The sequence below is a fragment of the Mumia sp. zg.B21 genome (assembly GCF_019550855.1).
GTDB lineage: Bacteria > Actinomycetota > Actinomycetes > Propionibacteriales > Nocardioidaceae > Mumia.
On sequence record NZ_JAHWCJ010000002.1, the window covers coordinates 105,346 to 130,346 of the forward strand.

The window sequence follows — 25,001 nt, forward strand, 5'->3', positions numbered from 1 at the left end:
CTTCGCCGCCCCGAGGCCAGGCTGGTTCTCGGCCGCGATCAGCCGGCTGCGTCGTCGTCGAGCATCGGGCCCGCCCTCAGCTCGGTGTTGATCTGCTCCGCGTCGAGGACGTTCAACGCCTCCGACAACGTCGCCGAGCTATACGTGCCGAGGGCGCGCGCCCGCAGCAGCGCCGCCCGCTCCGCGGCGACGATGAGGAGCCGCAGCTCGTGGTACTGCGCGACGATCCGGGAGCTGTCCTCGACCGCCTCCTCGTCCTCCGACAGCCGGATGGTGACCAGGCTCCGAGCGTGCTCCATGACGTCCTCGTCGTACGGCGAGCCGTCGGGCCGACGCAGGTCCGGTGACGCGAGGCGGTCGTCGGCCGCCTTCGCCAGCTCGCCGAAGAGTGCCCGTCGCTCGGACCCGTCGTCGGAGGCCTGGCCGGCGAGCCCCAACGCCCGGACGACCCAGGGCAGGGTCCCTCCCTGGACGAGGAGGCTGCCGACGGCGACGACGAACGCGATCAGGATGAGCGACGAACGCTCGGGCGTCTCCTGCGGCAATGACTGTGCCGCGGCGAGGGTGACGACGCCGCGCAGACCCGCCCAGACGAGCACGACGCCCTCTCGCCAGCCGAGGGGCTCGGCCATGATGTAGTTCACGTCGGCCAGCGACCGGCGGATCCGTCTGCGCAGGACCTGCTGCCGGCCCGGGAGCTCGCCCGAGTCGAGCCGGTCCTGGATCCCCTCGATGTGCTTGCGGACCCGCGGCGCGGCGCGGCGGCGGCGGCGCGCCGAGAGCAGGAGCGGGAGGACGTACGCCGCGCGGATCACGAGCACGATCGCGCCCGCACTGACACCGACGAGCAGGGCGTTCAGAGCGCTGTTGTGAGCCTCCCGGACGTCCTCCAGCACCCCGTAGAGCTCGAGGCCGATGAGCAGGAAGACCGATCCCTCGAGCAGCAGCTCGATCGTCCGCCAGTTCGAGGCCTCGTAGAGCCGGTCCTGCGGCCGCAGATACTTCGGCGCCCCCTGTCCGGTGACCAGGCCGGCGGTGACGGCAGCGACGAGGCCTGAGGCGCCGAGCTGCTCCGCGGGAACGTAGGCGACGAACGGGACGACGAACGAGATGGCGGTGTTGAGCGGGGCCTCGGTGATCCTCGCGCGGACCCGGAGGTTGGCGCCGCCGACGAGCAGACCGATGACGACGGCCGCGACGACCGCCCACACGAAGTCGCCGGCCACACCCCACAGCGACACCGACGCCGCCGTCGCCGCGATCGCCGAGCGGAGCAGCACGAGGGCGGAGGCGTCGTTGAGGAGACTCTCGCCCTCCAGCACGGTGACGACCCGCGGCGACACCCCGAGCCTGCGCACGATCGAGGTCGCGACCGCGTCCGTCGGGCTCACGATCGCCCCGAGCGCGATGCCCGTCGAGAGCTCGATGCCAGGGATCACCGCACGGAAGTACAGCCCCAGCAGGAGAGCACTGAGGATGACGAGGAGGACGGAGAGTCCGCTGATCGCGGTGAAGTCCCGACGGAAGTCCATCGCGGGCATCGACACGGCAGTGGAGTACAGCAGCGGCGGCAGCACCCCTGCGAGGACCAGCTCCGGCTCGATCTCGATCGCGGGCACAGCCGGGAGCAGGCTGATCGTGACGCCGATCAGCACGAGGAGCAGCGGCGCCGCGACACCGACCCGGGGTGAGAGCACCGTGACCGCGACGATGCACACGATCCCGGCGATGCCGACGAGAAGGAAGTCCACGCGCACCCCTTTCAGCCAGGTCAGCCCATTCTCTCCTGCGATCGCGAACTCGCCCGACTGCGCTCAGCCGACCCCCGCCACCACCGGGAACGCCGACGCCACCCGCGACCGAGAGGACGGCGACGACGAGGTTCGGCCGGTCGGTGGCGATCACGAGATAGCTCACCGCGGCGACCACCGCGCCGTACGCCGTCAGGACCACCCAGCTCCGCATCACCCGCCGACCGCGTGGCCGTGGTCGATGAGGTAGACCGTGCCGACGACCCCCTCGGGGACCCCGCAGAGGAACACCGCGACGACGACGGCGAGGCTCACGCCGTGGTGCAGGTGGAACGCTCCGACGATGACGACCACCTCCGCGGCGACCGAGAGCATCAGCGTCGCGAGCCTGTGGTGCGCGTACGGCACCTCGTCGCCGGCTGCGGTGAACGAGCGACGCAGACCGCCCCGCCCCACGAGGAACCCGCACGCCAGGGCGACGCCGCCGAGCATGCCGACCGCGATCACGGTGTGCCGTCCTGCCTGTCGTCCCGCCTCGTCGATCAGCTCGTAGACGAGGGCGAGCGCGCCGCCCAGCACGAACGACGCACCAGCGACCACCCCCTACCAAAGGTGGAGCGGGCGTTGGACCTCAGACCGACGCCCGGGGCGTTCTGGATGGCGATGATCGAGAGATGACACTCGCGCTCGCCGGATTTCTCGTGGCCATGGCTCTGGTCGACAGCACCAGCATCGGGACGCTGATCATCCCGGTGTGGCTCGTCCTGGCGACGCGACGGGGCCATCAGGGACGGGTCGTGATCTACCTCCTGACGATCGCGGCCTTCTACCTCGTGCTCGGGATCGCGCTCGCCGCCGGTGCCCAAGCACTGGTCCCGGTGCTGGGTGACATCGTCACCTCGAGGCCGGGTCGCGTGGTGATGGTGGTGGTCGGTGTCGGGCTCGTCTGGCTGAGCTATCGGATCGACCCCAAGTATCGGGCCAAGCGCGGCCACGACCCCGCCGAGTCGTCACGACGGTGGCAGGAACGCATCACCGGGGCGCTGTCCACGCCGGGCGGAATGGTCGGCCTGGCCGTGGTCGCCGGTGGGATCGAGGCGGCGAGCATGCTGCCCTATCTGGCCGCGATCGGCGCCCTGACCGCGGCGGACATCGGGATGGCGGCCACCACCGCAACGTTGGCCGTCTACTGCCTCGTGATGATTCTCCCCGCGCTGCTGATCCTCGCGCTGCGGCTCGTCGCCGCACGCTGGGTCGATCGACCGCTCGAACGACTCGGCTCGTGGGCCGGGCAGCGCGCCGGCAGCGCGACCGCGTGGACGGTCGGAATCGTCGGTGTCCTCGTGGCGCTGCAGGGCGTCGGCGGGCTCCTGTGACGGGGCTCACGCTCTCGCCTGCTAGCAAACGCTTGCAAATGCAAGCAGCGCCACGAAGACTGAAGGCGGAGTCCACGCCACCTGGCGCGGCCCGCACGACCGAGGGAGAAGCAATCATGGCCATCAAGGAACAGCTCACGACGTCCACACCGTTCCTCGCCGTCGTCGGCGCCGGCGACATCGTCGTCGAGAAGGTCCGCGCGTCGGTCCCGTCGTCCGATGACGTCGACGGCGTCATCAACGACCTCAAGGGTCTGCCCGAGCAGCTCAAGACCGTGCCGGAGCAGCTCAAGGTGTTCCCCGAGAAGGCTCAGGCCGCTGCTCTCGAGGCGCTCAAGGACCTGGAGACCACGTACGCCGGACTGGCCGAGCGTGGCGAGACCCTCGTCGGCCGCATCCGCAAGCAGCAGGCGACCGCCGACGTCAAGAAGTCGGCCAAGTCCACCGAGGCGAAGGTGAAGGCGACGACCACCACCGCCAAGAAGTCCACCGCGTCGACGAAGTCGGCCGCCAAGGGCGCCGCCACGTCGGCCCGCAAGACCGCCGGCAACGCGGCGAAGGCCACCAAGGCCGGCGCGGAGAAGGTCGGCGACTGACCCCCGTGGGCGCGGGGCCTGTCTCGGTCGGTCCCGCGCCCGCTCCGGCCGCTCCCGTAGCCTGGCCGACATGCAGCTTCCCGATGAGCCCGCACGCCGGATGCGGGTCTCCGACGCCGACCGCGAGCAGGTCGCCGAGATCCTGCGCAGCGCGGCCGGTGAGGGACGGATCGACACCGACGAGCTCGACGAACGGCTGGAGGCGGCGTACGACGCCAAGACCGTGGCCGACCTGGTCCCCCTGACCGACGACCTTCCCGCCACTCCGCCGTACGCGCAGCCGGTTCCGGCGCGCCACGTCTCGCCCGTCACCCCGGTCGGCGAGCCCACCCACCAGCGCGGCGTCGCGATCATGAGCGGCTTCGAGCGCAGCGGCGACTGGCTGGTGCCGTCCGAGCTGACGGTGACCGCCGTGATGGGCGGGGCCGACATCGACGTGCGCCGCGCCCGCTTCAGCGCTCCCGAGGTGGTCATCACCGTCAACGCGATCATGGGCGGCGCGCAGATCACCGTGAACCCGACGACGCGTGTCGTCGTCGAGGGCATCGGCATCATGGGTGGCTTCAGCGGGCCCCGCGACGACAGCGAGGTCGCGCCCGGTGCTCCCACCGTGCGGGTCCGGGGCTTCGCGCTGTGGGGCGGCGTCGGTGTCGTCCGCCGACCCCTGGACTGAGTGCGCGCCGTGGCGGTGTGCCCGGCTTAACCGCTTGACCTCCCGTGCCACGATGGACGGGCTATGAAGATCTGACACCGATCCCGCTCGCGTCCGCGGCGGCCCTTGCCCGGCGAGCCCCTTCTGACCCTGTGAGGTCATCGGTGTCTCTCCCCTTCAGCCCGTCCTCCACGACGGAAGCCGCCGCGACCAGCCGTGCTCTCGTCGCCCGCGGCATCACGGTCGAGTACGGGATGCGTCCCGTCCTCGACGACCTCGACGTCACCGCGTCCCCCGGCGAGCGCCTCGGCCTGGTCGGGGAGAACGGCGTGGGCAAGTCCACGCTGCTCCGCGTCCTGGCCGGGCTCCAGGCGCCCGACGACGGCACCGTCAGCCGGCCGACGCGCGTGACCTACCTCGGCCAGGTCCCCGACCTCCCCGACTCCGGCCGGGTGCGGGACGCAATCGACGGTGCGCTCGCCGACTTCCGTGGTCTCGAGAGCGAGATGAGGACCCTCGAGGACGCGATGGCGACGGCGATCCTGACGCCGCGGCGCTCGAGGCGTACGGCGACGCGCTCGACGAGTACGAGCGGCGCGACGGCTGGTCGGCAGACTCTCGGGCGGCGCGCGCGATCGCCGGGCTCGGGCTCGGCGACGTCGGCGACGACCGCCCTCTCGGGACCCTCTCGGGGGGCCAACGCTCTCGGCTCGCCCTCGCGCTGGCGCTGGTGACGTCGGCCGACCTGATGCTGCTGGACGAGCCGACCAACCACCTGGACGATGCCGCGGTGGGCTATCTGGAGCGCTCGCTCAAGGACCAGCGCGGTGTCGTCGTCGTGGTCTCGCACGAACGGGCGTTCCTCGACGCGACCTGCACGGCGATCCTGGACCTCGACGCGACGCTGCACGTGGCACCGGACGGTACGACCTCCACCGGGCCTGCGCGCTACACCGGCGACTACACGGCGTACCTCGACGCGAAGGCGTCCGCGCTCGTGCGCTGGGCGCAGGCGCGCGACGCCTGGGAGGACGCGTACGACGACGCGAAGGCGGTGCTCAGCACCGGCAGCCGTCAGATCGGGCACGGCTACCGAGCGCCCCGCGACAACGACAAGTTCATCGGCCACTTCCTCGGTGAGCGCAAGGACGCGGCGGTGTCGCGGCGGGTGCGTGACGCCGAGGCGCGGCTGGAGCGGCTGGTGGCCAGTCCTGTCCCGCCACCGCCCGAGCGGAGGGCGTTCGCCGGCCTCGTCGGGGTCTCTCCTGCTGACGGTGTGCTGGTCTCGGTCCGCGACGTGGAGGTACGCGGAAGGCTCCGCCTCGCCGCGCTCGACGTCACCGCCGACAGCCGCCTGCTGGTCGTCGGCCCCAACGGTGCGGGCAAGTCGACGCTGCTCGGCGTCCTCGCCGGTGCGATCGAGCCCGAGGCGGGCACCGTGCGCCGGCAGCGACGGCTGCGGATCGGCTACCTGCCGCAGGAGGATGCGTACGCCGACCCCCGCGCGAGCGCGCTCACGGTGTTCGCGGACGGGCGGGACGGTCCGGTCGAGGAGTGGCGGGACGCGCTTCGCCGGACGGGCCTGCTGCACCCCCGCGACCTCGACACGGCGGTGGGCGACCTGTCCGTCGGGCAGCAGCGGCGGCTCTCCCTCGCCCGGGTCGTGAGCGGAGCGCCGCAGCTGCTCCTGCTCGACGAGCCCACCAACCACCTCTCGGTCGCTCTCGTGGACGAGCTCCAGGACGCTCTGGTCAGCTCACGCGTGCCCGTCGTCCTGGTGACACACGACCGCTGGTGGCGGGCCCGCTGGGACGGCGCGACGCTGCCGCTCGGCACGACGGGGTGATCGTCTGGCTTCTTCGCTCTCCGACCGGAGTATGACGTGGCCGCGGCGAGCCCGTCCCGCAGACCGACGCACCGACACCGTCGCGATTCCTAGCGTGGTGGCATGAACTCCCCACTCGTCGCCACCGACCTCGTCCAGACCTACGGCGAGGGGTCGACCGCCACGCACGCCCTCGCCGGCGTCAGTCTCTCGGTCGCGCCGGGTGAGTCCCTCGCGATCATGGGCCCGTCCGGATCGGGCAAGACCACGCTGCTGCACTGTCTCGCGGGAGTCCTCGCGCCGACCTCGGGCTCGATCGTGTGGAAGGGAGCCGACCTCGCAAGCCTGTCCGACCGACGACGTACGGCGCTGCGACGCACCGACTTCGGCTTCGTGTTCCAGTCCGGGCAGCTCCTGCCCGAGCTTCCCGCGGTGGAGAACGCCGCACTGCCGCTCATGCTCGCGGGGACGTCACGGACCGAGGCGACGCGGGTCGCTGCCGCCTGGCTCGCCCACCTCGGGCTGGCGGGGTTGGAGCAACGGCGCCCCGGTGAGCTCTCCGGGGGACAGTCGCAGCGAGTCGCCATCGCGCGTGCGCTCGCCGGATCACCGGGCGTGGTCTTCGCCGACGAACCGACCGGCGCGCTGGACCAGGCGACCGGCGCGGACGTGCTGAGCGTCCTCACCTCCGCCACGCGGTCGACCGGAGCCGCCCTCGTGGTCGTCACCCACGACGAGGCTGTCGCTCGTCACTGCTCACGCATGATCACCATGCGCGACGGCCGGGTCACGGGCGAGTACGTGCACGAGGAGGCCGCACGATGAGGACCACGATCTCCCTGTGGGCCCTGCTCCGCTCGCACGGCTCCGGGCGCCGCGACCCGCAGCGCCTCACCGAGGTGCTCGCGGTCGTCGCGTTCGCGACGACGACAGCCGTCCTCCTCCTGGTGATCGGCGGCTTCCAGGCCTTCTGGGACCGGGCGGGAGGTGCCCCCGGCATCCGCGCCGGTCTCGACGCCCCGGAGACGCCGTACGCCATCCAGTACCCGTTCCTCGCCGGTATCGCCGTCCTCCTGATCCTCGTCCCGCTCGGCACGCTCGGTGCCGCCGCCGCCAGGTTGGCGGCCGAACGGCGGGATGCCCGGCTCGCCGCGCTGCGACTGTGCGGAGCGACGCGCAGCCAGGTCGCCGGGCTGACCGTCCTCGACGCGACCGCACAGGCGGCCGTGGGCGCAATCGCGGGGCTCGTCGGGTACGCACTGCTCGTCCCGCTGGTTGCTCAGGTGCGGTTCCAGGATCGTCGGTTCGCCTTCTCCGAGCTCTGGGTGGGGGTGCCGGTCGTGGTTCTCGCTGTCGCAGCCGTGCTCGCGATCGCGGTGCTCTCGGCGGCGGCGAGCCTTCGGCGGGTCGCGATCACCCCGCTGGGCGTCGCCAACAGAGTCACTCCTCCGGGCCTGCGGAGAGTTCGGCTGCTCGCGACCGTGGGTGGCTGCCTCGCGCTCGTCGTCGCACCCCAGGTCCTCGGCGGATCGGTGGGCGTCGCCCTCGCCGTCCTCGTGACCCTGCTCGTGCTCACGTTCGCGACGCTCAACCTCGTCGGCCCCTTCGTGATCGGGGTCGTCGGTCGCGTCACGGCTGCGGCGGCGCGCTCGGTGCCGACCCTCCTCGCCGGACGACGGATCGTCGACTCGCCCAGGACGGCATGGCGCTCCGTGGGCGGTGTCGCGCTCGCGACCTTCATCGCCGGTCTCACGGCGACGTTCTCGCTGCTCGATCCCAACACCGTCGGCCGTCCGGACGAGGCGGCGTTCATCGCCGACCTCAAGACCGGCGGCTTCTTGACGCTGGCGATCGCCGGGGCGCTGGCGGCCGTCTCCACCGGAGTGATGCAGGCAGGTCGGGTGATCGAGCAGCGCGAGGAGCACCGGGCGCTCGTCCTGGCCGGGACCGACCACCGCACGCTCGACCGCGCTCGGACGAGGGAGACGATCATCCCGCTCGTGGCCAGTGTCGGCGTCGCCACGGCGACCGCGCTGATGGTGCTGGTGCCGGTCGTCGGCCTTCAACCGGTGGCCCAGCCCTCGGTCATCGCCCAGTACCTGCTGTGCGTCGTCGTGGCCTCGGGTCTGGTCCTCGCCGGCGCCGCGACGTCCCGCAGGGTGGCACGGACGGTGGCCTGAGCGCGGCGACCGGGCGACCGTACGGACCTCCCCCGGCGGCCGCCGGAGCTCCCCCGTACGGGGGAACCGCGCGGCAGTGCAGGTGACGAATGTGGAGGAGTCCACTTCCTCACGAAGGAGAACTCATGGTCCACGATCTCGCCCTCCGCGCCCGCACTCCGCTCGCGCTCGGGGCCACCTCGGTGCTCGCCCTCGCGCTGGGAGCGCTGTGGCTCCTGGAGCCCAGCAGCAGTCCGTACGAGGACACGGACGGAGCGGTGTCCCTGCTCTCCCTGCTTCCCGACGTCGTGGCGCCGGTCCTCGTGCTCCTCGGCGGGGTCCTGGGCCTCGCGACCTCGGTCGCGCTGGCGACCGCCTCACGATCACCGGTCGGCCGCCGAGGCCTCATCGCCGCCGCGGCCACGGTCGCCCTCGTACTGTCGGTCTTCTGCATGGACTCGCAGCTGATCGCGTTCATCGGCTACTTCTGCGCGATGACGATCCCGGTGATCGCGGTGGTGCTCCTGGTGGCGGCGCTCCGCCGCTCGATGGCCGCGCGTGCGACTGCCCTCGTGGCGACCGGGCTCGTCACCTGGTGGGGCATCGGCTCGGGCTCCTTCGCTCCCGACACGATCGGCGAGCTGGTCCGCACCCTCGGTGAGGGGTACGCACGGGTCGGTTTCCGCCCGTGGATGCTCCTCGGGCTCGCCGCGCTGACCGTCCAGTGGATGTCGGCGTCGCTGGCGTGGGCCGCGCCGTACACCGCGCGCCTGCAGCAGCCGTCGACCAGGCTCGACCGGATCACGACCATCGCCACCGTGGTCGCCGCCGTCTGCCCCCTCCCGTACGTGCTCCTGCGATCGACGTGGCTGTTCCCGGACGCGCTGTTCACCGGGCCGCTCACCCCGGCCGACCTCGACCCCGCCATGCGGCTGTGGGGTCTCCTGCTCGGTGCCGCGGCACTCGGCGGATCGATCCTCACCGTCGGGCTGCTCCGCCCGTGGGGCCGGGTCTTCCCCGCATGGATGCCCTCCCTCGGTGGTCGCACCGTCCCTGTCGCGGCGGCCGCGGTCCCCGGTTATGCGGTCGCCTTCGTCCTCACCGCGACGGCGCCGTCGATCGTGCTCCTGTCGATCGAGCAGGCGGCCGACGGCGACACCGCGGCCCTGTGGATGCTGGGCGTCCTGCCCTTCTGGGCGTGGGGCCCGGCACTGGCCGTCGCCGTGTGGGGCTACGTCCGGAGCCGGCGGGCGGCGGGCGCGCAGACGACGCGACCGACCCGCGAGACGGGCAAGATGGCGGCATGAGCGCACGAGCCGAGGCGAGGACGGCGCTTCTGCGTACGGCGCTCCTGCGCACGGTGTTCGTCCTCATCGGGACGGCGCTGTTCCTGGCCTTCGGCCTGCTCGGCCTCAGTGTCGCGGCGACCGGACGCGAGACTGCCAACACCGGAGTGGCGGTGACCGGGGCGGTCCTGGTGGCAGCGCTGCTCGTCGCGGTCTCGCTGTTCCCGGCGGTGCGAGACATGGAGGTCGCCGGCGCCCGCATCCTGCTCGATCCTCCGGGTGAGCTCGTCGACGAGCCGGTGGACCGCCGCCACCACCGGTGGCGGACCACCTGGTTCGTGCTCGCCCACGTGCTGGCCGGAGGCGCCGCGGGCGTCACGCTCGTGATCGGGATCCCCTTCGCGTTCTCCGAGCTGCCGTGGTGGGTCGCGGTGAGCGCTACCGGCGCGATCCTCGCTCTGGTCGTCGCCCTCGGTGCCGGTCTCGCCTGGCTCTCCGTCGTCTGCCTCGGGCCGACCGACGCCGACCGGCTCGCCGTGGCGCAGCAGCGCATCGGCCGGGAGCAGGCACAACGCGCTCTCGCCCGTGACCTCCACGACGGAATCGGGCACGCCCTCAGCGTGATCTCGTTGCAGGCGGCCGCCGGCCGGCAGCTGGTGCGTCGTGACGTCGACCATGCCGAGGAGTCGCTCGGCATCATCGCCGACACCGCGAGACGGGCCCTCGACGAGCTGGACCACGCCCTCGGCCTCCTGCGGGACGAGCCCGGCCCGGCCGATCGCGCGCCGGCGCACGGCCTGGACGACATCTCGGTCCTCGTCGCCTCCTACGTCGCCGGCGGCGCCGACGTCCGGGCAGACCTCGCCGATCCCGTCGGGATCCCGGACCTCGTGTCGCGGGAGGCGTTCCGGATCGTGCAGGAAGGGCTCACCAACGCCTACGAGCACGGTGACGGCACGGCGATCCACCTCGAGACGCAGGTCGGCGAGGCGGTGGTCGTCGCCGTACGCAACGGTGTCCCTCGCTCCGGTGCCGGTGGTCGCGCCGCGCGGACCTCCGGGCGTGGCCTCGACGGCCTGCGGGAGCGGGTCGCCCTGCTCGGTGGTGACCTGGACGTACGGCAGGCCGACGGGACGTGGCACCTCGTCGCCCGGCTGCCGCTACCTCCGGCCGACCGGCGGGAAGCAGCGCGATGAGCGCCCCCATCCGTGTGCTCCTCGTCGACGACGAGCCGCTCGTACGGCGCGGCCTGCGCGCGATCCTGGAGAGCGACCCGGGGATCGAGGTCGTCGGGGAGGCGGCCGACGGCGCGGCGGCGCTGACGTCGACGCGGTCGCTCTCGCCCGACGTCGTGTGCATGGACGTGCGGATGCCGGGCGTCGACGGCATCCGCGCCACGGAGCTGCTCCTCGCGCTGGACCCGGCGCCGCGGGTGCTGGTCGTGACGACGTTCGAGAGCGACGAGTACGTCTTCGAGGCCCTGCGCGCCGGCGCCTCGGGCTTCCTGCTCAAGCGGGCCGACGCCGACCAGGTGGTGACGGCGGTGCGTGCGGTCGCGGCCGGCGAGAGCCTTCTCTTTCCTGAGTCGGTGCGCCGGCTCGCGGTACGGCACGCGCCGGCGCAGCCAACATACGCCGGTCCCGCCCTGACTCCGAGGGAGTCGGAGGTGCTGGCGCTGGCGGCGCGCGGGATGTCCAATCCGGAGATCGCCGGCGAGCTCGTCCTCGGAGTGGAGACGGTCCGCACCCACGTGGCGAACGTGCTCGCCAAGCTCGGTGCGCGGGACCGGACGCAGGCGGTCGTGATCGCGTACGAGTCCGGCCTGGTCCCGCACGGACGGTTGCCTTGAACAACCGTTGACACAAGCGACGGACGCTGGAAGATTTCCGGCATTACGTGTCTTCGATGGCACGACCTCATCCTGCGGAGGACCAGCATGCGACGACCTGCTGCGATCGTGTTCACCACCGCCCTCGTCGGAGGACTCCTCGGAGTGCTCCCGGCGACCGCGGCACCCCCCAAGGCCCCGACCGACTCACCACCTGTCGACCTCGAGATCTACAGCGCCACCGTCGACGCGAAGGGACTCGACCTCCTCGCCGAGGCCGGCGTCGACCGGAGCCACGACGTCGTCAGCTCCAAGGGGGGCAAGGCCGAGGTGGAGGTGGTGCTGCCACCGAGCCAGGCGCGCAAGCTCCGTGAGGAAGGCGTGGACCTCAAGGTCAAGAAGATCGACGGCGTCAAGGCGAGCACGCTCTCCGCACGCCAGTCGGCGGCCGGCTACGACGTCTTCACCTCCTACAGCGAGGCCGGCGGCATCCGGGACGACATGGTGGCGGCGACCAAGCGCTACCCGAGGCTCACCAAGCTCGTGAAGGCCGGCAAGTCGGGCACCGGGCAGGACATCCTCGCCGTGAAGGTCGGCAAGAACGCCAGCAAGTCCCGGGACGGCAGCAAGCCCGCCGTCCTGTACGGGGGCACCCAGCACGCGCGCGAGTGGATCACGCCCGAGATGGTCCAGCGCCTGATGCACTACATGCTCGACCGTTACGGCAAGGACCGTCGCATCACCAAGATCCTCGACACGACGGAGCTGTGGTTCCTGCCGGTGCAGAACCCGGACGGTTACGACTTCACGTTCACCGAGGGCAACCGTCTGTGGCGCAAGACCGTGCGCGACAACAACGGCGACGGGCAGGTCACCGCCGGGGACGGCGTCGACATGAACCGGAACTTCCCCTTCAAGTGGGGGTACGACAACGAGGGCAGCTCGCCGCAGCCCTTCAGCGAGACCTACCGCGGACCCGCGCCGGCCTCGGAGCCGGAGACCCGCGCCACGATCGGTCTGGTCGACAAGGTCGGGTTCGAGTTCTTCGTCAACTACCACTCCGCTGCCGAGCTGCTTCTCTACGGCACCGGCTGGCAGGTCGAGACGCCGACACCCGACGACGAGATCTACGCCGCACTCGCCGGCAACGACGCCAACTCGGCGGTCCCCGGCTACGACCCCGACCTCTCGGCGGAGCTCTACACCACCAACGGCGACACGAACGGGCACGTCCACGAGGAGCAGGGCACGCTCGCGTACACGCCGGAGATGGCGACCTGCGAGACGGCCAGCGCCTCCGACCCCGACGACGAGTGGGACCCGGCGGCATGCGTGAGCATCTTCTCGTTCCCCGACGACGAGGAGCTCGTCCAGGCCGAGTTCGAGAAGAACATCCCGTTCGCGCTCTCCCTCGCGGAGTCCGCGCACGACCCGGACGACCCCAAGTCGTCGGTCGGCATCACGGTGAAGGACATCCGTCCTGACGTCTTCACCACCTCCTACGGCCGCAAGCAGACCGTCGCGGTGACCGCGAAGCGCAAGCTCAAGGGCCTGCTGATGACCACCCGGATCAACGGTCGCGTCCGCGGCATCACGCGGATGAGGGAGTGGCGAGGCGGTGAGAAGTACGGCAACGAGAACGACAAGTACTACGACGAGTACCGCGCTGAGGTGAAGGGCCAGAAGCCTGGCGACAGGGTGACGGTGACCTTCACAGGGCTCAACGTGAAGCCGTTGCGCGGCTCACGCGAGTCGTTCTCGTACACCGTCGCCGACGACATCGGCGGTGACGTGCTGATCCTCGCGGCCGAGGACTACACCGGGCTGTCACCGGCACAAGCTGTCAGCTCGCCGAAGTACGTCTCGGCCTACGCCGACGCGCTCAACGCTGCCGGCTACAGCACCGACGTGTACGACGTCGACGCCGCCGGCCGCACGGCTCCGCACGACCTCGGAGTCCTGTCGCACTACGACGCCGTCGTCTGGGAGACCGGCGACGACCTCATCCCGAGGAACACCGGGCAGATCGGAGGCACGGCGGCCAAGTGGGCGTACGACACCGAGCTGCGCGTCCGCGACTACCTCAACGAGGGCGGCAAGGTGCTGGTCGCCGGCAAGTACGCGCTCTACGCGCAGGCGGCTGACGGCAGCTACTACTACCATCCCGACGAGGAGACGGCCGGGTCCTGCACGACTCCGGGGGCCTACCCGTGCCTGCCGCTGGGCAACGACTTCCTCCAGTACTGGCTGGGGTCGTACCAGTACGTCGACGACGGCGGCACCCGTGAGGACGGCACGACCTTCCCGCTCCAGGGTGACGAGGACGGTCCGTTCGAGGGCTTCGCGGCACAGCTCGACGGCTCGCAGGACCACACCGGCGCGTTCGTGTCGACGTCGTCGTTCCTGCCGGTCGAGGAGTTCCCGCAGTTCGAGTCGAGTGCCCCGCTGTCGTGGCTGCGCGGCTCCGGGGACCCCTACGCGCCGTTCACCGGCGACTGGTTCATGACCTCGGGCTCGGCCGACCAGGCCTACAAGCGGCTCGCGACGACCGTGGACCTGACAGGGGCGACGTCGGGATCGCTGGACTTCAAGTTCAGCGCCGACGTCGAGGCCGGCTGGGATGCGGTGTTCGTGGAGGCGAGGCCGGTCGGCACCGACGACTGGACGACCCTCCCCGACGCCAACGGCAACACGACGCAGGCCACCGGAGAAAGCTGCACGTCAGGATGGGCGATCACCCTCCATCCGCAGCTGACCCACTACGTCGACGCGACCTGCCAGCCCACGGGCACCACGGGCGAGTGGAACGCCTTCAGCGGCAACTCCGGAGGCTGGCAGGACTGGAGTGCAGACCTGTCGGCGTACGCCGGTCAGCAGGTCGAGGTCGCGATCGTCTATGCCACCGACTGGGGCACCACGGGCCTGGGCGTGTGGATCGACGACGCGAAGACCACGGTCGGCGGGGCGACGGCGACCGAGACGTCGTTCGAGGCCGATCTCGGCGCCTGGACGGTGCCCGGTGCGCCCGCCGGCTCAGGGGTCAACCCCAACGACTGGGAGCGCGGCCAGCAGTCCGTCGACGAGGGCGCCGCGGTCATGACGCCCGACTCGGTGCTGTTCGGCTTCGGGTTGGAGGGCCTCGACGCGGCGAAGCGCCAGGACCTCCTGTCGCGGTCGTTGGACACGCTGCTCGACGACTAGCCACACACAGCAGCACGACTGACGGGCGGTGGGTCGGCCGTCACCGGATCACCTCCGGTGACGGCAGGCTCACCGCCCGTTCGTGTGCCCGGCCACCGGACGGACGACGTCGGCCAGCGACGTCGCCGGCCGGGCGAGCACGCGCTCGATCGTGTCGGTCGTCGCGACGTTGCGACCGTCCATGACCTCGGCGAAGAGCTCGACCAACCCGTACGCGAGCTCGGCCGGCTCCCCGGCTGCGACCACGGCGGTGACGAACTCCTCGACCGAGGCCGATCGGAACGAGACCGGGCTCCCGAGGGCGTCACCGATCGCCGCGACGGCCTCGCCGAAGGTGAGCGCCTGCGGCCCCGTCAGCTCGAGCACCGAGCCGGCGTAGGCGTCGTCGCGCAGTGCCGCGACCGCCACATCGGCCACGTCGTCGAGGTCGACGAACGGCTCCGGCACGTCCGGCGGGACCGGGATCGCCAGCTCACCGGCGCGGACGCCGTCGGCGAACATCCCCTCGGTGAAGTTCTGGGCGAAGAACGAGCAGCGCACGACGCTCGCGGTCGGGACGGCGTCCAGCAGTGCGAGCTCCGAGTCCCGCGCGCCGGCCTCCCCGCGGCCCGACAGGAGGACGACACGCTCGACGCCTCGCTCGGCGAGTCGACCCGCGAGCGCCGCCACCTGGTCGGAGGCGCCGGGGAAGGCGAGATCGGGCGCGTACGAGAGGTAGGCCCCAGAGACGCCGTCGAGCGCCGCGTCCCACGTCGACGCGTGCGACCAGTCGAATGGCACGGCCGTGGTGCGGGACGCCGGCCGGACCGGCAGACCGAGGGCTTCGAGGCGTGCGGTGACGCGACGGGCCGTCTTGCCGGCTCCGCCGACGACGAGGACGGGAGCGTCGTACGAGATGGACATGGTTCCTCCTGTGGGTGTTGCGGGACGAGGACTCCATCCCACCCGAGCATGGCGAGACGATCCATGGCTGATAGCGCCGATCCCATACGCATCCGTCTCGCACTCGCTAGGCTGTGGTGGCATGGACATCCTCAGCGGGCTCCTCGACGGACCCCGGGCCGACGGGGCGTTCCTGCTGCGCTCGGTGTTCGAGCCGCCGTGGTCCTTGCGGATCCGCGACCGCGCACCGCTCTCGGTGGTCGTGATCGCACGCGGCAGGGCGTGGGTCGTCCCGACAGAAGGCGACCCGGTCCGTCTCGACCGGGGCGACCTCGTCCTCGTCCGCGGCCCCGACCCGTACACGGTGGCCGACGATCCACAGACGCCCCCGCAGGTCTTCGTCGAGCCCGGCCAGGTCTGCACCGACGCGAGCGGGCGCTCGCTCTCGGCGGAGATGATGCTCGGCCTGCGCACCTGGGGCAATGCGACCGACGGCGCGACCACGATGGTCACCGGCACGTACGAGCGCGCGTCCGCGGTGAGCGAGCGCCTGCTGCGAGCGCTGCCGGAGACGGTCGTGCTCCACGGTGACGCGTGGAGCTCCGACCTCGTCACGCTGCTGTGCACCGAGATGCAGCGCGACGTGCCTGGTCAGGAGGTGTTCCTCGACCGTCTGCTCGACCTCGTCGTCCTCTCGGCCGTGCGCACGTGGCTCAACGACCAGGAGGACGCCGCGCCGGGGTGGTACCGCGCGGCGACCGATCCGGTCGTCGGCCCGGCGCTGCAGGCGCTCCACCTGCGGGTCGCCGACCCGTGGACGGTCGGGACGCTCGCCGCGGAGGTCCAGGTGTCACGCGCCGTCCTCGCGCGCCGGTTCGCCTCCGTCGTGGGAGAGCCGCCGATGGCCTACCTCACCAGCCTCCGGCTCGCCCTGGCCGCCGACCTCCTCGAGCGCACCGACCGCACCCTCACGTCGATCGCGCACGAGGTCGGCTACGCGAGCCCGTTCGCGCTGAGCGCGGCGTTCTCACGCGAGCGCGGGGTCAGTCCGACCGCGTACCGGTCACGAACGAGGGGCCTGCCTCCGGCCTGAGGAGGAAGTCATCGCTACGGCGCAGGGCGGCGATGCTCGTGCTCGCCAGGTCGTCAGGGAGGTCGTCTCGCGCGAACCAGCCCACCTCGAGCGACTCGTCGTCCGCGGCGTACGGATGCTCGGCCGCAGCAGCGTCCACGGGTCGGCAGACGAAGCAGAGGTCGAGGTACTGCGAGACGTCACCGTTCGGGTAGTGGACCGGCTCGGTGACGCTGACCGCCGCGAGAGCCTCCACGGCAACGACGACCCCGGTCTCCTCCCGTACCTCGCGCACGATGCCGACCGCCGGCTCCTCGCCAGGATCGAGGATGCCGCTGATCAGCGCCCACTGGCCCGAGTCGACACGTCGACCGAGCAGCACCCGCCGTCCGGAGTCGTCGAGGACGAGCGCCGTCACCCCCGGCAACCAGAGCAGATCGGTCCCGATCTTGCGTCGGAGGGCGGAGACGTACGGAGGGATGGGCACGTGCCGAGCCTAGGTGCAGACGGCCGGTACGGTGACGCCATGGACCGCCTCGACCCGCTCGACATGCGTGCCGGTGATCCCGATCGGGAGCGCACCGCCGAGGTGCTGCGCCGCGCCGCCGGTGACGGTCGCATCGACCTGGACGAGCTCGACGACCGGCTCGGACGCGCCTACGCCGCCAAGACGTACCGCGACCTCCAGGCCGTCGTCGCCGACCTCCCCGACGACCCGGCGACCAGAGCGCCGCTCGCCCCGCTCGCCCCCGTGGACCGCACCGAGACGCTCGAGCTGAGGGCAGGCATCAGCGACGTCCGGCGCAGCGGCACGTGGGCCGTCCCCGCACGCCTGCGCGTCTGGCCCTCCATGGGCAACGTGAAGCTCGACTTCCGTCGCGCCGACTGCCCCCACCGGCTCGTCGAGATCGACGTCAACGGCGGCGCCGGCAACCTCGTGCTGATCCTTCCCGAGGGATGGGCCGTCGACGTCGACGGCCTCCGTACGGGCTGGGGTGCGGTCAAGAACCGACGCAGCGGCACCCCGGGACCCGACGGCGTGCTCGTCCGCGTCACCGGCGGCATGGGGATGGGGTCGCTGGTCGCGCGCGATGCCTACTTCTACGAGAAGTGACCGCGCTCGCTCGATGGCCTAGAGGCTCTTGACGACCCTCAACCGCTGCAGGACGACATTGGTGTCGTCGTCGACGGTGAACGCCGGCGCACCCAGGAACGTCCGCATCTCGTCTCCCTCCCAGAACCGCGTGCGGTTCTCGCGCCACTGCGCCACGGTACGGTCACCCTCGCCCTCGTCGAGGACGTGCTGAAGGTCGACGTCGGCGACCCGGGACACCCGGACCTCCACCGTCTCCACGACGCAGACCTCTGACCCGGTGGAGTCCACGATCCGCCACCGCTCACCCACGGCCGGCATGCCCTCGTCGTCCTCCCCGCCGGTGACCAGGAGCTCCCGCACCAGCGACGAGGTGGTCGTCTTCACACCGTCCAGCACGAGGCCCACGAGCCGGTCGCGCACCGGACCGGCGAACGCGAACTCGAGCGGCGGCAGCTCCTCGACGGCGAGGTCGGGCTCGACCGGTCTCCCGCAGACGACCGCGGTGCCGATCTCGGCGTCCCAGCTGGCCAGGCGGGCGCGAAGACCGCGCTGCGCGAGCGCCAACGCCGTCCACGGCACCTGCATACGGCTCGTCTCGATCAGGACCTGGCCGTGCGGAGCGAGCCAGGAGGCCACGTCCGCGGCCACACGGCGGTGCACGTCGACACCGTCGGGCCCGCCGTCGAGCGCGGCCCGCGGCTCGTGGTCCCGCGCCTCGGGCGGCATGAGGGCGATGGCGTCGGTCGGGACGTACGGCGCGTTGACAGCGACGACGTCCACCTCTCCCAGCAGCCCTTCGGGGAGTGCGTCGAAGAGGTCTCCCTCGTACACCGTCCCGTGGACGAGGTTCTGCGTCGCGCACCGGACCGCGAGCGGGTCGATGTCGGCGGCGATCACGTGGACGTCGGGGCGCTCGTCCTCCACGAAGGCACCCACGGCGCCCGAGCCGCAGCAGAGGTCGACCACCGTCCCGTCGTGGGGCGCAGCGTCGACCGCCGCCCGGGCGAGCAGCTCCGTCCTCCGGCGCGGGACGAAGACGCCCGGCGCGACGTGCACCCGGAGGTGACCGAAGTCGGCCCACCCGACCACGTGCTCCAACGGCTCGCCGGCGAGACGGCGTGCCGTCATCGCCTCGAGCTCGTCGGAGGAGGTCGCCGACTCGCGGAGAACCCGCGCCTCGTCCTCGGCGAAGACGGACCCGGACGCGCGCAGACGCGCGACGAGTCCGTCCTCGGAAGTGTTCACAGGTGAATCCTTGCAGTCGTCCTGGGTCACGCGGCGAGGGACCCGGGGTGAGTACCGTCTGTGCATGACCTTCGCGACACGCGACGCGACCACCGAGGACGCTTCGGCGTGCGCGGCGATCTACACGCCGTACGTCGAGCGGACCGCAGTCACCTTCGAGTCGGTGCCTCCGACGCCGGACGAGATGGCGCAGCGGATCGCCGCGGCGCACGAGTCCCACGCCTGGGTCGTGCTCGTCGACGGCGACCGGGTGTGCGGCTACGCGTACGGAGCACCGTTCAAGACGCGACCGGCGTACGCCTGGTCGTGCGAGGTCAGCGTGTATCTGGGTGAGACCGCACCGCGACGCAGCGGCGCGGGCCGAGCTCTCTACGACGCGCTGTTCACGCGGCTCGACGAGCGCGGGTTCAGGACCCTCGTCGCCGGCATCGCCCTGCCGAACCCTGCGAGCATCGGGCTCCACGCCGCGCTCGGGTTCTCGCCGGTGGGGACGCTGCGGGAGATCGGCTGGAAGCACGGAGCGTGGCAGGACGTGGCCTGGATGCAACGTCGGATCGGCGACGACTCGCCACCGGCATCCTCGCCACAACCACCCGCCGCCGCGAGCCCGTAGGCTAGGTGGTACTAGCACCACCGACGACCTGGCCGTGGGCCCCTTGCGAGAGCGGATCCCGAATCCTAGCGTCGAGACACGAGCGCGGAACGCGCGCTCGCCGACGAACGATTCGAGGTCCCATGACCCTCCAGGCCGAACCCACCCGCCCGTCCGCCCATCCGACGACGGCACGCTTCTCCGAGCTGCTCAACGAGGTCCGCGACCACGGTCTGCTCGAGCGCCGGCACGGCTGGTACGCCGTGCGCATCACCGCGACCATCGGTGCGTTCTTCGCACTCTGGGTGGCCTTCTTCCTGATCGGCGACTCGTGGTGGCAGCTGGCGGTCGCAGCAGCGCTCGGCTTCGTCATGACACAGTTCGGCTTCCTCGGCCACGACGCCGCGCACCGGCAGATCTTCCGCTCGGGAGCGGCCAACGCATGGGCCGCCCGCGTCCTCGCCTGCGGGTTCGCCGGTCTCAGCTACGGCTGGTGGCGCGCCAAGCACAACAAGCACCACAAGGGCCCCAACCAGGAGGTCGTCGACCCCGACATCGCCCCCGGTGCTCTCGCCTTCACCCCCGAGATCGTGCAGCAGCGCCGGACGGCGTTCGGCCGTTGGTTCGCCGCCAACCAGGGCTGGTTCTTCTTCCCCCTGCTCACCCTCGAGGGCCTCAACCTGCACTATGCGAGCGTCCGGACGACGATGGACCGCTCCTCGGGCCTTCCGTGGCGGCGACTCGAGCTGACCGTCGTGTCGCTCCGCCTCCTCGCGTTCGTGGTGATCCTCCTGGTCGCGCTCCCGCTCGGCATGGCCGTGGCGTTCTTCGCGGTGCAGATGGCGGTGTTCGGCGTGCTCCTGGGCATGTCGTTCGCACCCAACCACAAGGGCATGCCGATCGTGCCGGAGGCGATGCGCCTCGACTTCCTGCGGCGTCAGGTCCTCGTCTCGCGCAACGTTCGCGGCGGTCCGTTCACCGACCTGATGATGGGCGGCCTGAACTATCAGATCGAGCACCACCTCTTCCCCAGCATGCCGCGCGTCAACCTGCGCCGGGCGCAGCCGATCGTCCGCCGGTTCTGCGAGCGGCACGCCGTCCCGTACACCGAGGTCGGGCTGCTCCGGTCGTACCGGATCGTCGTCGACTACCTCAACAACGTCGGCCTGCGAGCGCGCGACCCGTTCGACTGCCCGCTGGCCGCGCAGCTGCGTACGGCCTAGCTCGACGGGTCGGCGCCGGCCTGTCCGCGCGCCGGCCTGGGCAGGGTCAGGATCTCGGCCCCGTCGGCAGTGATGGCGACCGTGTGCTCGCTGTGCGCCGTACGGGAGCCGGTCGCGCTGCGCAGCGTCCACCCGTCGGCATCGGTGACGAGCCGATCGGTGTCGGCCATGACCCAGGGCTCCAGCGCCAGCAGCAGCCCGGGCCGCAACCGATAACCACGGCCGGGCCGCCCGGTGTTGGGGATGTGCGGGTCCTGGTGCATCGTCGACCCGACACCGTGGCCGCCGAACTCGGTGTTGATCGGATATCCCGCCTCGCTGAGCACCGTCCCGATGGCATGGGCGACGTCACCGACGCGAGCGTCCGGCCCGGCGACGGCGATCCCGGCCGCCAGGGCGCGCTCGGTCACGTCGATCAGCGCGACGTCCTCCGGGGCCGGCGAGTCGCCCACCACGAAGCTGATGGCCGAGTCGGCGACCACACCACCCAGGGAGACGGCCAGGTCGAGCGACACCAGGTCACCGTCGACGAGCGTGTAGTCGTGGGGCAGGCCGTGGAGGACGGCATCGTTGACGGACGTGCAGATGTAGTGCCCGAACGGCCCGCGACCGAAGGCCGGCGCATAGTCCACGTAGCAGGACTGCGCCCCCGCCTCGACGATCATCGTCTGGGCCCACCGGTCGATGTCGAGGAGGTTCGTCCCGACCGCGGCGCGACCCTTGAGCGTGTGCAGGATGTCGGCGACCAGTGCTCCGGTCTCCCTCGCTCGGGACAGCCGGGCGGGGGTCAGGATCTCGATCATGCGACGCCTTCCTCGTACCAATAACTATCCCGGTCAGGTTATCCCGGTCTAGAATCGCCGCATGGTCAGGTTGCCGCACACGGCGGCCGAGGTGGAGCGAGGACGGCGCCTCGGCACCCTGCTGCGTCGCGCGAGGGGTGACCGCTCGATGCTCGACATCGCGCTCGACGCCCGCGTCTCGCCGGAGACCCTCCGCAAGATCGAGGCGGGCCGCGTCGCGACCCCGGCCTTCACGACCATCGCCGCGCTCGCCGATGCTCTCGACCTCTCCCTGGACGTCGTCTGGGCCGAGATCAACCAGTCCGGTCGCGCGCGACTCTCGGCACCTGTCGCCGGCGACGGCGCGTAGGTCAGCTCAGCCGCTGCTCGAGGCGGACGTCGACCGGCTCGCCCGCGGCGTCCTTGCCGATCGCTCGACAGAGGTCCCTACGGACGGGAAGCCAGTGGGGTCCCTGTCCGGACGGCATCAGCGTGGCCGCGAACGTGTGTCCGTCCATGGTCCCAGTGACCTTCACCGCGCGGCGCGTCCCCAGCAGCTCAGCAGAACCGGGAACGGTGAGATAGGTGGCGAAGGCGCCGTCCTTCTCGATCGGCGCGGTGAACGTGTGGTCGAGCGGTTGCGGCAGGGCACGATCCATGGCGAGCTCCTCGTTGGTTGGTGTCGGTCTCTCGACAGACCGCGACCCGACCGCGAACTCATCGCGGAGGCTCTCGCCGGGTGACGCAGTAGTTGCGGCCAGACGGGTCGCGCAGGGTGATCCACCCCTGCGACCTCCACCGCTCGTCGGCACCGAGGGCCTTGTGGCGGTCAGCCACCGCATCGGCTCCGTCCCGGCCACCGGCGAGGTCGAGGTGAGCGGTCACCGCGCCGTGCGCAGGCGGGTCCTCCAGGCGTTGGAGCAGGATGCCCAACGGCATCCCCTCCGGCCGCACGAGCCGTGCGAACTCCGGAGTGTCCTCGTCACGGAACGTCCACCCGGTGAGCCCGGCCCAGAACCGGCACTCGTCGGCGTACGACGCCGGCGGGATGTCGAGGCACACCTGGTCGAGGACGCTTCGCGCACCGCTCTCCCACGCGATCGGTGCGGGCACCTCGTGCTCACCCTCGTACGGCACGAGGCAGAACGGCATGCCACCCGGTGAGCTGAGCACGACGTGGGTGCCGGGCTCGGCCGTGATCGTGGCACCCTCGCGCACCGCGGCTTCCCGCCCCGCCGCCAGGTCGTCCACGTGCAGGTCCAGGTGGACCCGTGGAAGACCGTCCGGGACGACCTGGAGGCGGAGGTAGGCATCGCCGTGCGGCGGCAGCAACGTGCGGAACTCGTCGTTCTCCCCCCGAGGCGGCGACGCCTGCGTGCCGGTGACCCCCTCCCAGAACGCCAGTGCGCTGCTGGCCGAGTCGGCGGGCTGGTCGATGAACGCCGTGACCCACCGCGGCACACCCCCGCTCCCGCCCCCGCCCCCGCCCTCACCCCCGCGATCACCCCCGCGATTCGGTGAGGAGATCGGGGGTCCCGGCTCGGACTCGCCCGATTTCGTCACCGAATCGCGCGGTGGTAGGTGAGGACGGCGCAGCCGTTGTCGAACGTCGCCACGTCGTCGAGCGCGAACGCTGTGGGCCGGAACGCCGCCGTGAATGCGGGGACGCCCGTGCCGGCGACGACCGGGTACTTCTTGACAACCATCCGGTCGATCTCGTTGAGCAGCTGACCGGCGAGCACACCACCGCCGGCGAGATAGATCCCCAGCGGCGACCCCTCCGCCTTGAGCTGGCGCACCCGTGTCACCGGGTCGGCGGTGGTGACCTCGACCTTGGGGTCGGGCGACTCTGCGAGCGAGCGGCTGAAGACCACCGTGCGGAGATGGGCGTACGGGTTGGTGAGCCCGAGCGCCAGGCCCGGGTCGTACGTGCGCCGTCCCATCACGACCGTGTCGTACGTGGTCAACGGCGTGTCAGCAACGCCGAGCGCCTCGCGTGCCTGGACCGGGAGGGCATCAGCGCACTCGGTCGCCATGAAGCCCATGAAGTCGTCGGACATCGGGAAGAAGTCGACCTCGTCGTCCGGTCCGGCGATGAAGCCGTCGAGGGTGAGGCCGATGTAGTAGGTCATCGCTCGCATAGCGCCGACACAACCATGCACGGCGGAGGACGTCACCCGAATTCGGGCCACGTCAGCGCGCGATTCGGTGAGGAAATCGGGTGCACCCGGCGGAGCAGGCTCGATCTCCTCACCGAATCGCGGAGGAGAGGCGGGCGGCGAGGGCATCCTCGTCCGGGACGAACCACGCCTGGCTCCCCTTGTTGGACTCGCGTACGAGATCACGCAGCGCGTCGCTCGCCTCGACGTACGCCGTGATGTCGCCCAGCACGGCGAGCCGGATGCGGTAGTTCACCAGCTTCTGGAGGATCTCCCCCGCCAACCCCGAGCGGAGCCGGAAGAACTCCGGATCGAGCCGGGAAGCGGGCACCACGACCATCTGCGCGTCGTGCGCCCAGGCGTCGCCGACGAGCTGGGCGCCGTCGGCCGGGGTGGCGATCGGCGGCCCGTCGGGGTCGAGCGAGAGGACGCGGAGGTCCCCGTGCTGGTCGATGCGCATGCCGGTGACCGTACGACGACACCGTGGCCGAGCGCACCCGGATTCTCGCTTCCGCGCTACGTTCGGCCCGTGGTCTCCTCGATCGCCGTCCTCTCCGACGTCCACGGTGTGCTCCCCGTGCTCGACGCGGTCCTCGCCGAGCCCGACGTCGCCCGCGCCGACCGGATCGTCGTCACCGGTGACCATGCTGCGGGCCCGATGCCCGTGGAGGTGCTCGACCGCCTCGTGTCGCTGGGCGACCGCGCGGTCCTCGTCCGCGGCAACGCCGACCGCGAGCTCGTGGTGGTGGCTCGAGGGGGGACGTCGGAGCACCCCGAGTCGCTGTGGGCGGGACGGCAGCTGCGGCCTGACCAGGTCGCGCTCCTCGACGCGCTCCCGCACCCGGTGCGCCTCGACGTCGACGGGTTCGGTCCGGTGGTCTTCTGCCACGGGACACCCCGCGACGACGGCGAGGTCGTGCTCGTCGACACCCGGCTCGAGCGGTGGGCCGAGGTGTTCGCCGACCTCGGCGACGAGGTCCGCACCGTGGTCTGCGGCCACACCCACATGCCGTTCGTACGGCTCGTCGACCGGCGTCTGGTGGTCAACTCCGGCAGCATCGGCATGCCGTACGGACGACCGGGAGGCTCGTGGGCGCTGCTGCGAGACGGTCAGGTCAGCCTGCGTCACACCTCGATCGACGTCGACGCCGTGGTCGCGGAGGTCGTCCGGCGATCGGCGTACGGGCGCCGTGCGGAGTGGGCCGACGAGTATGTGCGCGCACGCCACAGCGACGCGGCGGCCGTGCAGGCCTTCGGCCCGCGTGACGGACGCTGA

Annotated in this window: 27 protein-coding genes; 17 read left to right on the forward strand and 10 right to left on the reverse strand. The window is 71.5% G+C overall.

Features of this window, described 5'->3' with window-relative positions:
• Positions 1-38 precede the first annotated feature (38 nt).
• Positions 39-1,751 carry a cation:proton antiporter gene (locus KV100_RS09190; RefSeq protein WP_308290244.1) on the reverse strand — a complete coding sequence of 571 codons (1,713 nt, stop codon included), beginning with the start codon at positions 1,749-1,751 and terminating at the stop codon, positions 39-41.
• 213 nt (positions 1,752-1,964) lie between these two features.
• The gene (locus tag KV100_RS09195) at positions 1,965-2,351 is read right to left on the reverse strand and encodes a hypothetical protein (protein ID WP_220342660.1); all 387 of its coding nucleotides are present in this window, start codon (positions 2,349-2,351) and stop codon (positions 1,965-1,967) included.
• Between the two features lie 74 nt (positions 2,352-2,425).
• Here KV100_RS09195 and KV100_RS09200 point away from each other — a divergent pair, with 74 nt between their 5' ends.
• The 11 genes from KV100_RS09200 (at position 2,426) to KV100_RS09250 (ending at position 14,674) form a co-directional block, all read left to right on the forward strand.
• A complete protein-coding gene (locus KV100_RS09200; protein ID WP_220342661.1) occupies positions 2,426-3,127 on the forward strand; it encodes a GAP family protein in 702 nt (233 codons plus the stop codon).
• Between the two features lie 116 nt (positions 3,128-3,243).
• Positions 3,244-3,723 (forward strand): hypothetical protein, encoded by a 480-nt coding sequence (locus KV100_RS09205; protein ID WP_220342662.1) that lies wholly within the window; start codon positions 3,244-3,246, stop codon positions 3,721-3,723.
• A gap of 70 nt (positions 3,724-3,793) precedes the next feature.
• The gene (locus KV100_RS09210; protein WP_220342663.1) at positions 3,794-4,396 is read left to right on the forward strand and encodes a DUF1707 domain-containing protein; all 603 of its coding nucleotides are present in this window, start codon (positions 3,794-3,796) and stop codon (positions 4,394-4,396) included.
• 143 nt (positions 4,397-4,539) lie between these two features.
• A complete protein-coding gene (locus KV100_RS09215) occupies positions 4,540-5,109 on the forward strand; it encodes an ATP-binding cassette domain-containing protein (RefSeq protein WP_220342664.1) in 570 nt (189 codons plus the stop codon).
• Positions 5,010-6,221 carry an ATP-binding cassette domain-containing protein gene (locus KV100_RS09220; RefSeq protein WP_374226664.1) on the forward strand — a complete coding sequence of 404 codons (1,212 nt, stop codon included), beginning with the start codon at positions 5,010-5,012 and terminating at the stop codon, positions 6,219-6,221. Before KV100_RS09215 ends, KV100_RS09220 begins: the two co-directional genes overlap by 100 nt.
• A 102-nt stretch (positions 6,222-6,323) precedes the next feature.
• The gene (locus KV100_RS09225) at positions 6,324-7,025 is read left to right on the forward strand and encodes an ABC transporter ATP-binding protein (RefSeq protein ID WP_220342666.1); all 702 of its coding nucleotides are present in this window, start codon (positions 6,324-6,326) and stop codon (positions 7,023-7,025) included.
• Entirely contained in the window at positions 7,022-8,380 is a 1,359-nt protein-coding gene (locus tag KV100_RS09230) for an FtsX-like permease family protein (RefSeq protein WP_220342667.1), read from the forward strand. The genes KV100_RS09225 and KV100_RS09230 overlap by 4 nt, the downstream gene beginning before the upstream one ends.
• 125 nt (positions 8,381-8,505) lie before the next feature.
• Positions 8,506-9,666 (forward strand): hypothetical protein, encoded by a 1,161-nt coding sequence (locus KV100_RS09235; protein ID WP_220342668.1) that lies wholly within the window; start codon positions 8,506-8,508, stop codon positions 9,664-9,666.
• Positions 9,663-10,841: a sensor histidine kinase gene (locus KV100_RS09240; RefSeq protein WP_220342669.1), complete on the forward strand. Its 1,179-nt coding sequence runs from the start codon at positions 9,663-9,665 to the stop codon at positions 10,839-10,841. Before KV100_RS09235 ends, KV100_RS09240 begins: the two co-directional genes overlap by 4 nt.
• Positions 10,838-11,494, forward strand: coding sequence for a response regulator transcription factor (locus KV100_RS09245; RefSeq protein ID WP_220342670.1), 657 nt, complete (start codon positions 10,838-10,840; stop codon positions 11,492-11,494). The genes KV100_RS09240 and KV100_RS09245 overlap by 4 nt, the downstream gene beginning before the upstream one ends.
• Before the next feature lie 87 nt (positions 11,495-11,581).
• Positions 11,582-14,674: a M14 family metallopeptidase gene (locus KV100_RS09250; protein WP_220342671.1), complete on the forward strand. Its 3,093-nt coding sequence runs from the start codon at positions 11,582-11,584 to the stop codon at positions 14,672-14,674.
• A 69-nt stretch (positions 14,675-14,743) separates the two neighbouring features.
• Here the strand turns inward: KV100_RS09250 and KV100_RS09255 are convergent, their stop codons facing one another.
• A complete protein-coding gene (locus KV100_RS09255; RefSeq protein ID WP_220342672.1) occupies positions 14,744-15,577 on the reverse strand; it encodes an NmrA family transcriptional regulator in 834 nt (277 codons plus the stop codon).
• 121 nt (positions 15,578-15,698) lie between these two features.
• Here KV100_RS09255 and KV100_RS09260 point away from each other — a divergent pair, with 121 nt between their 5' ends.
• The gene (locus KV100_RS09260; RefSeq protein ID WP_220342673.1) at positions 15,699-16,649 is read left to right on the forward strand and encodes an AraC family transcriptional regulator; all 951 of its coding nucleotides are present in this window, start codon (positions 15,699-15,701) and stop codon (positions 16,647-16,649) included.
• Here the strand turns inward: KV100_RS09260 and KV100_RS09265 are convergent.
• On the reverse strand, positions 16,600-17,115 hold the full coding sequence (locus KV100_RS09265) for an NUDIX domain-containing protein (RefSeq protein ID WP_220342674.1): 516 nt from the start codon (positions 17,113-17,115) through the stop codon (positions 16,600-16,602). The genes KV100_RS09260 and KV100_RS09265 overlap by 50 nt on opposite strands.
• Before the next feature lie 39 nt (positions 17,116-17,154).
• On the opposite strand from KV100_RS09265, the gene KV100_RS09270 reads away from it, so the two are divergent.
• On the forward strand, positions 17,155-17,742 hold the full coding sequence (locus KV100_RS09270) for a DUF1707 domain-containing protein (protein ID WP_220342675.1): 588 nt from the start codon (positions 17,155-17,157) through the stop codon (positions 17,740-17,742).
• 18 nt (positions 17,743-17,760) lie between these two features.
• On the opposite strand, the gene KV100_RS09275 is transcribed toward KV100_RS09270, so the two are convergent.
• Positions 17,761-18,969, reverse strand: a complete 1,209-nt coding sequence (locus KV100_RS09275; protein ID WP_308290245.1) for a putative protein N(5)-glutamine methyltransferase — start codon at positions 18,967-18,969, stop codon at positions 17,761-17,763.
• A gap of 64 nt (positions 18,970-19,033) precedes the next feature.
• On the opposite strand from KV100_RS09275, the gene KV100_RS09280 reads away from it, so the two are divergent.
• Both KV100_RS09280 and KV100_RS09285 read left to right on the forward strand, forming a co-directional pair.
• On the forward strand, positions 19,034-19,582 hold the full coding sequence (locus tag KV100_RS09280) for a GNAT family N-acetyltransferase (RefSeq protein WP_220342677.1): 549 nt from the start codon (positions 19,034-19,036) through the stop codon (positions 19,580-19,582).
• Between the two features lie 122 nt (positions 19,583-19,704).
• A complete protein-coding gene (locus tag KV100_RS09285) occupies positions 19,705-20,784 on the forward strand; it encodes an acyl-CoA desaturase (protein ID WP_220342678.1) in 1,080 nt (359 codons plus the stop codon).
• On the opposite strand, the gene map is transcribed toward KV100_RS09285, so the two are convergent.
• Positions 20,781-21,587 carry a type I methionyl aminopeptidase gene (gene map, locus KV100_RS09290; RefSeq protein WP_220342679.1) on the reverse strand — a complete coding sequence of 269 codons (807 nt, stop codon included), beginning with the start codon at positions 21,585-21,587 and terminating at the stop codon, positions 20,781-20,783. The genes KV100_RS09285 and map overlap by 4 nt on opposite strands.
• A gap of 61 nt (positions 21,588-21,648) precedes the next feature.
• Here map and KV100_RS09295 point away from each other — a divergent pair, with 61 nt between their 5' ends.
• Positions 21,649-21,936, forward strand: coding sequence for a helix-turn-helix domain-containing protein (locus KV100_RS09295; RefSeq protein WP_220342680.1), 288 nt, complete (start codon positions 21,649-21,651; stop codon positions 21,934-21,936).
• A gap of 1 nt (position 21,937) precedes the next feature.
• Here KV100_RS09295 and KV100_RS09300 read toward each other — a convergent pair whose 3' ends face one another.
• The 4 genes from KV100_RS09300 to KV100_RS09315 all read right to left on the reverse strand — a co-directional run bounded on the left by KV100_RS09300 (position 21,938) and on the right by KV100_RS09315 (position 24,185).
• Positions 21,938-22,225 carry a DUF1905 domain-containing protein gene (locus KV100_RS09300; RefSeq protein ID WP_220342681.1) on the reverse strand — a complete coding sequence of 96 codons (288 nt, stop codon included), beginning with the start codon at positions 22,223-22,225 and terminating at the stop codon, positions 21,938-21,940.
• A 58-nt stretch (positions 22,226-22,283) separates the two neighbouring features.
• A complete protein-coding gene (locus KV100_RS09305) occupies positions 22,284-23,027 on the reverse strand; it encodes a VOC family protein (RefSeq protein WP_220342682.1) in 744 nt (247 codons plus the stop codon).
• A 98-nt stretch (positions 23,028-23,125) separates the two neighbouring features.
• Positions 23,126-23,707, reverse strand: a complete 582-nt coding sequence (locus KV100_RS09310) for a dihydrofolate reductase family protein (protein WP_220342683.1) — start codon at positions 23,705-23,707, stop codon at positions 23,126-23,128.
• Between the two features lie 109 nt (positions 23,708-23,816).
• Positions 23,817-24,185 (reverse strand): DUF4180 domain-containing protein, encoded by a 369-nt coding sequence (locus KV100_RS09315; RefSeq protein ID WP_220342684.1) that lies wholly within the window; start codon positions 24,183-24,185, stop codon positions 23,817-23,819.
• Between the two features lie 69 nt (positions 24,186-24,254).
• On the opposite strand from KV100_RS09315, the gene KV100_RS09320 reads away from it, so the two are divergent.
• Complete coding sequence (locus KV100_RS09320) at positions 24,255-25,001, forward strand: metallophosphoesterase (RefSeq protein WP_220342685.1); 747 nt, start codon at positions 24,255-24,257, stop codon at positions 24,999-25,001.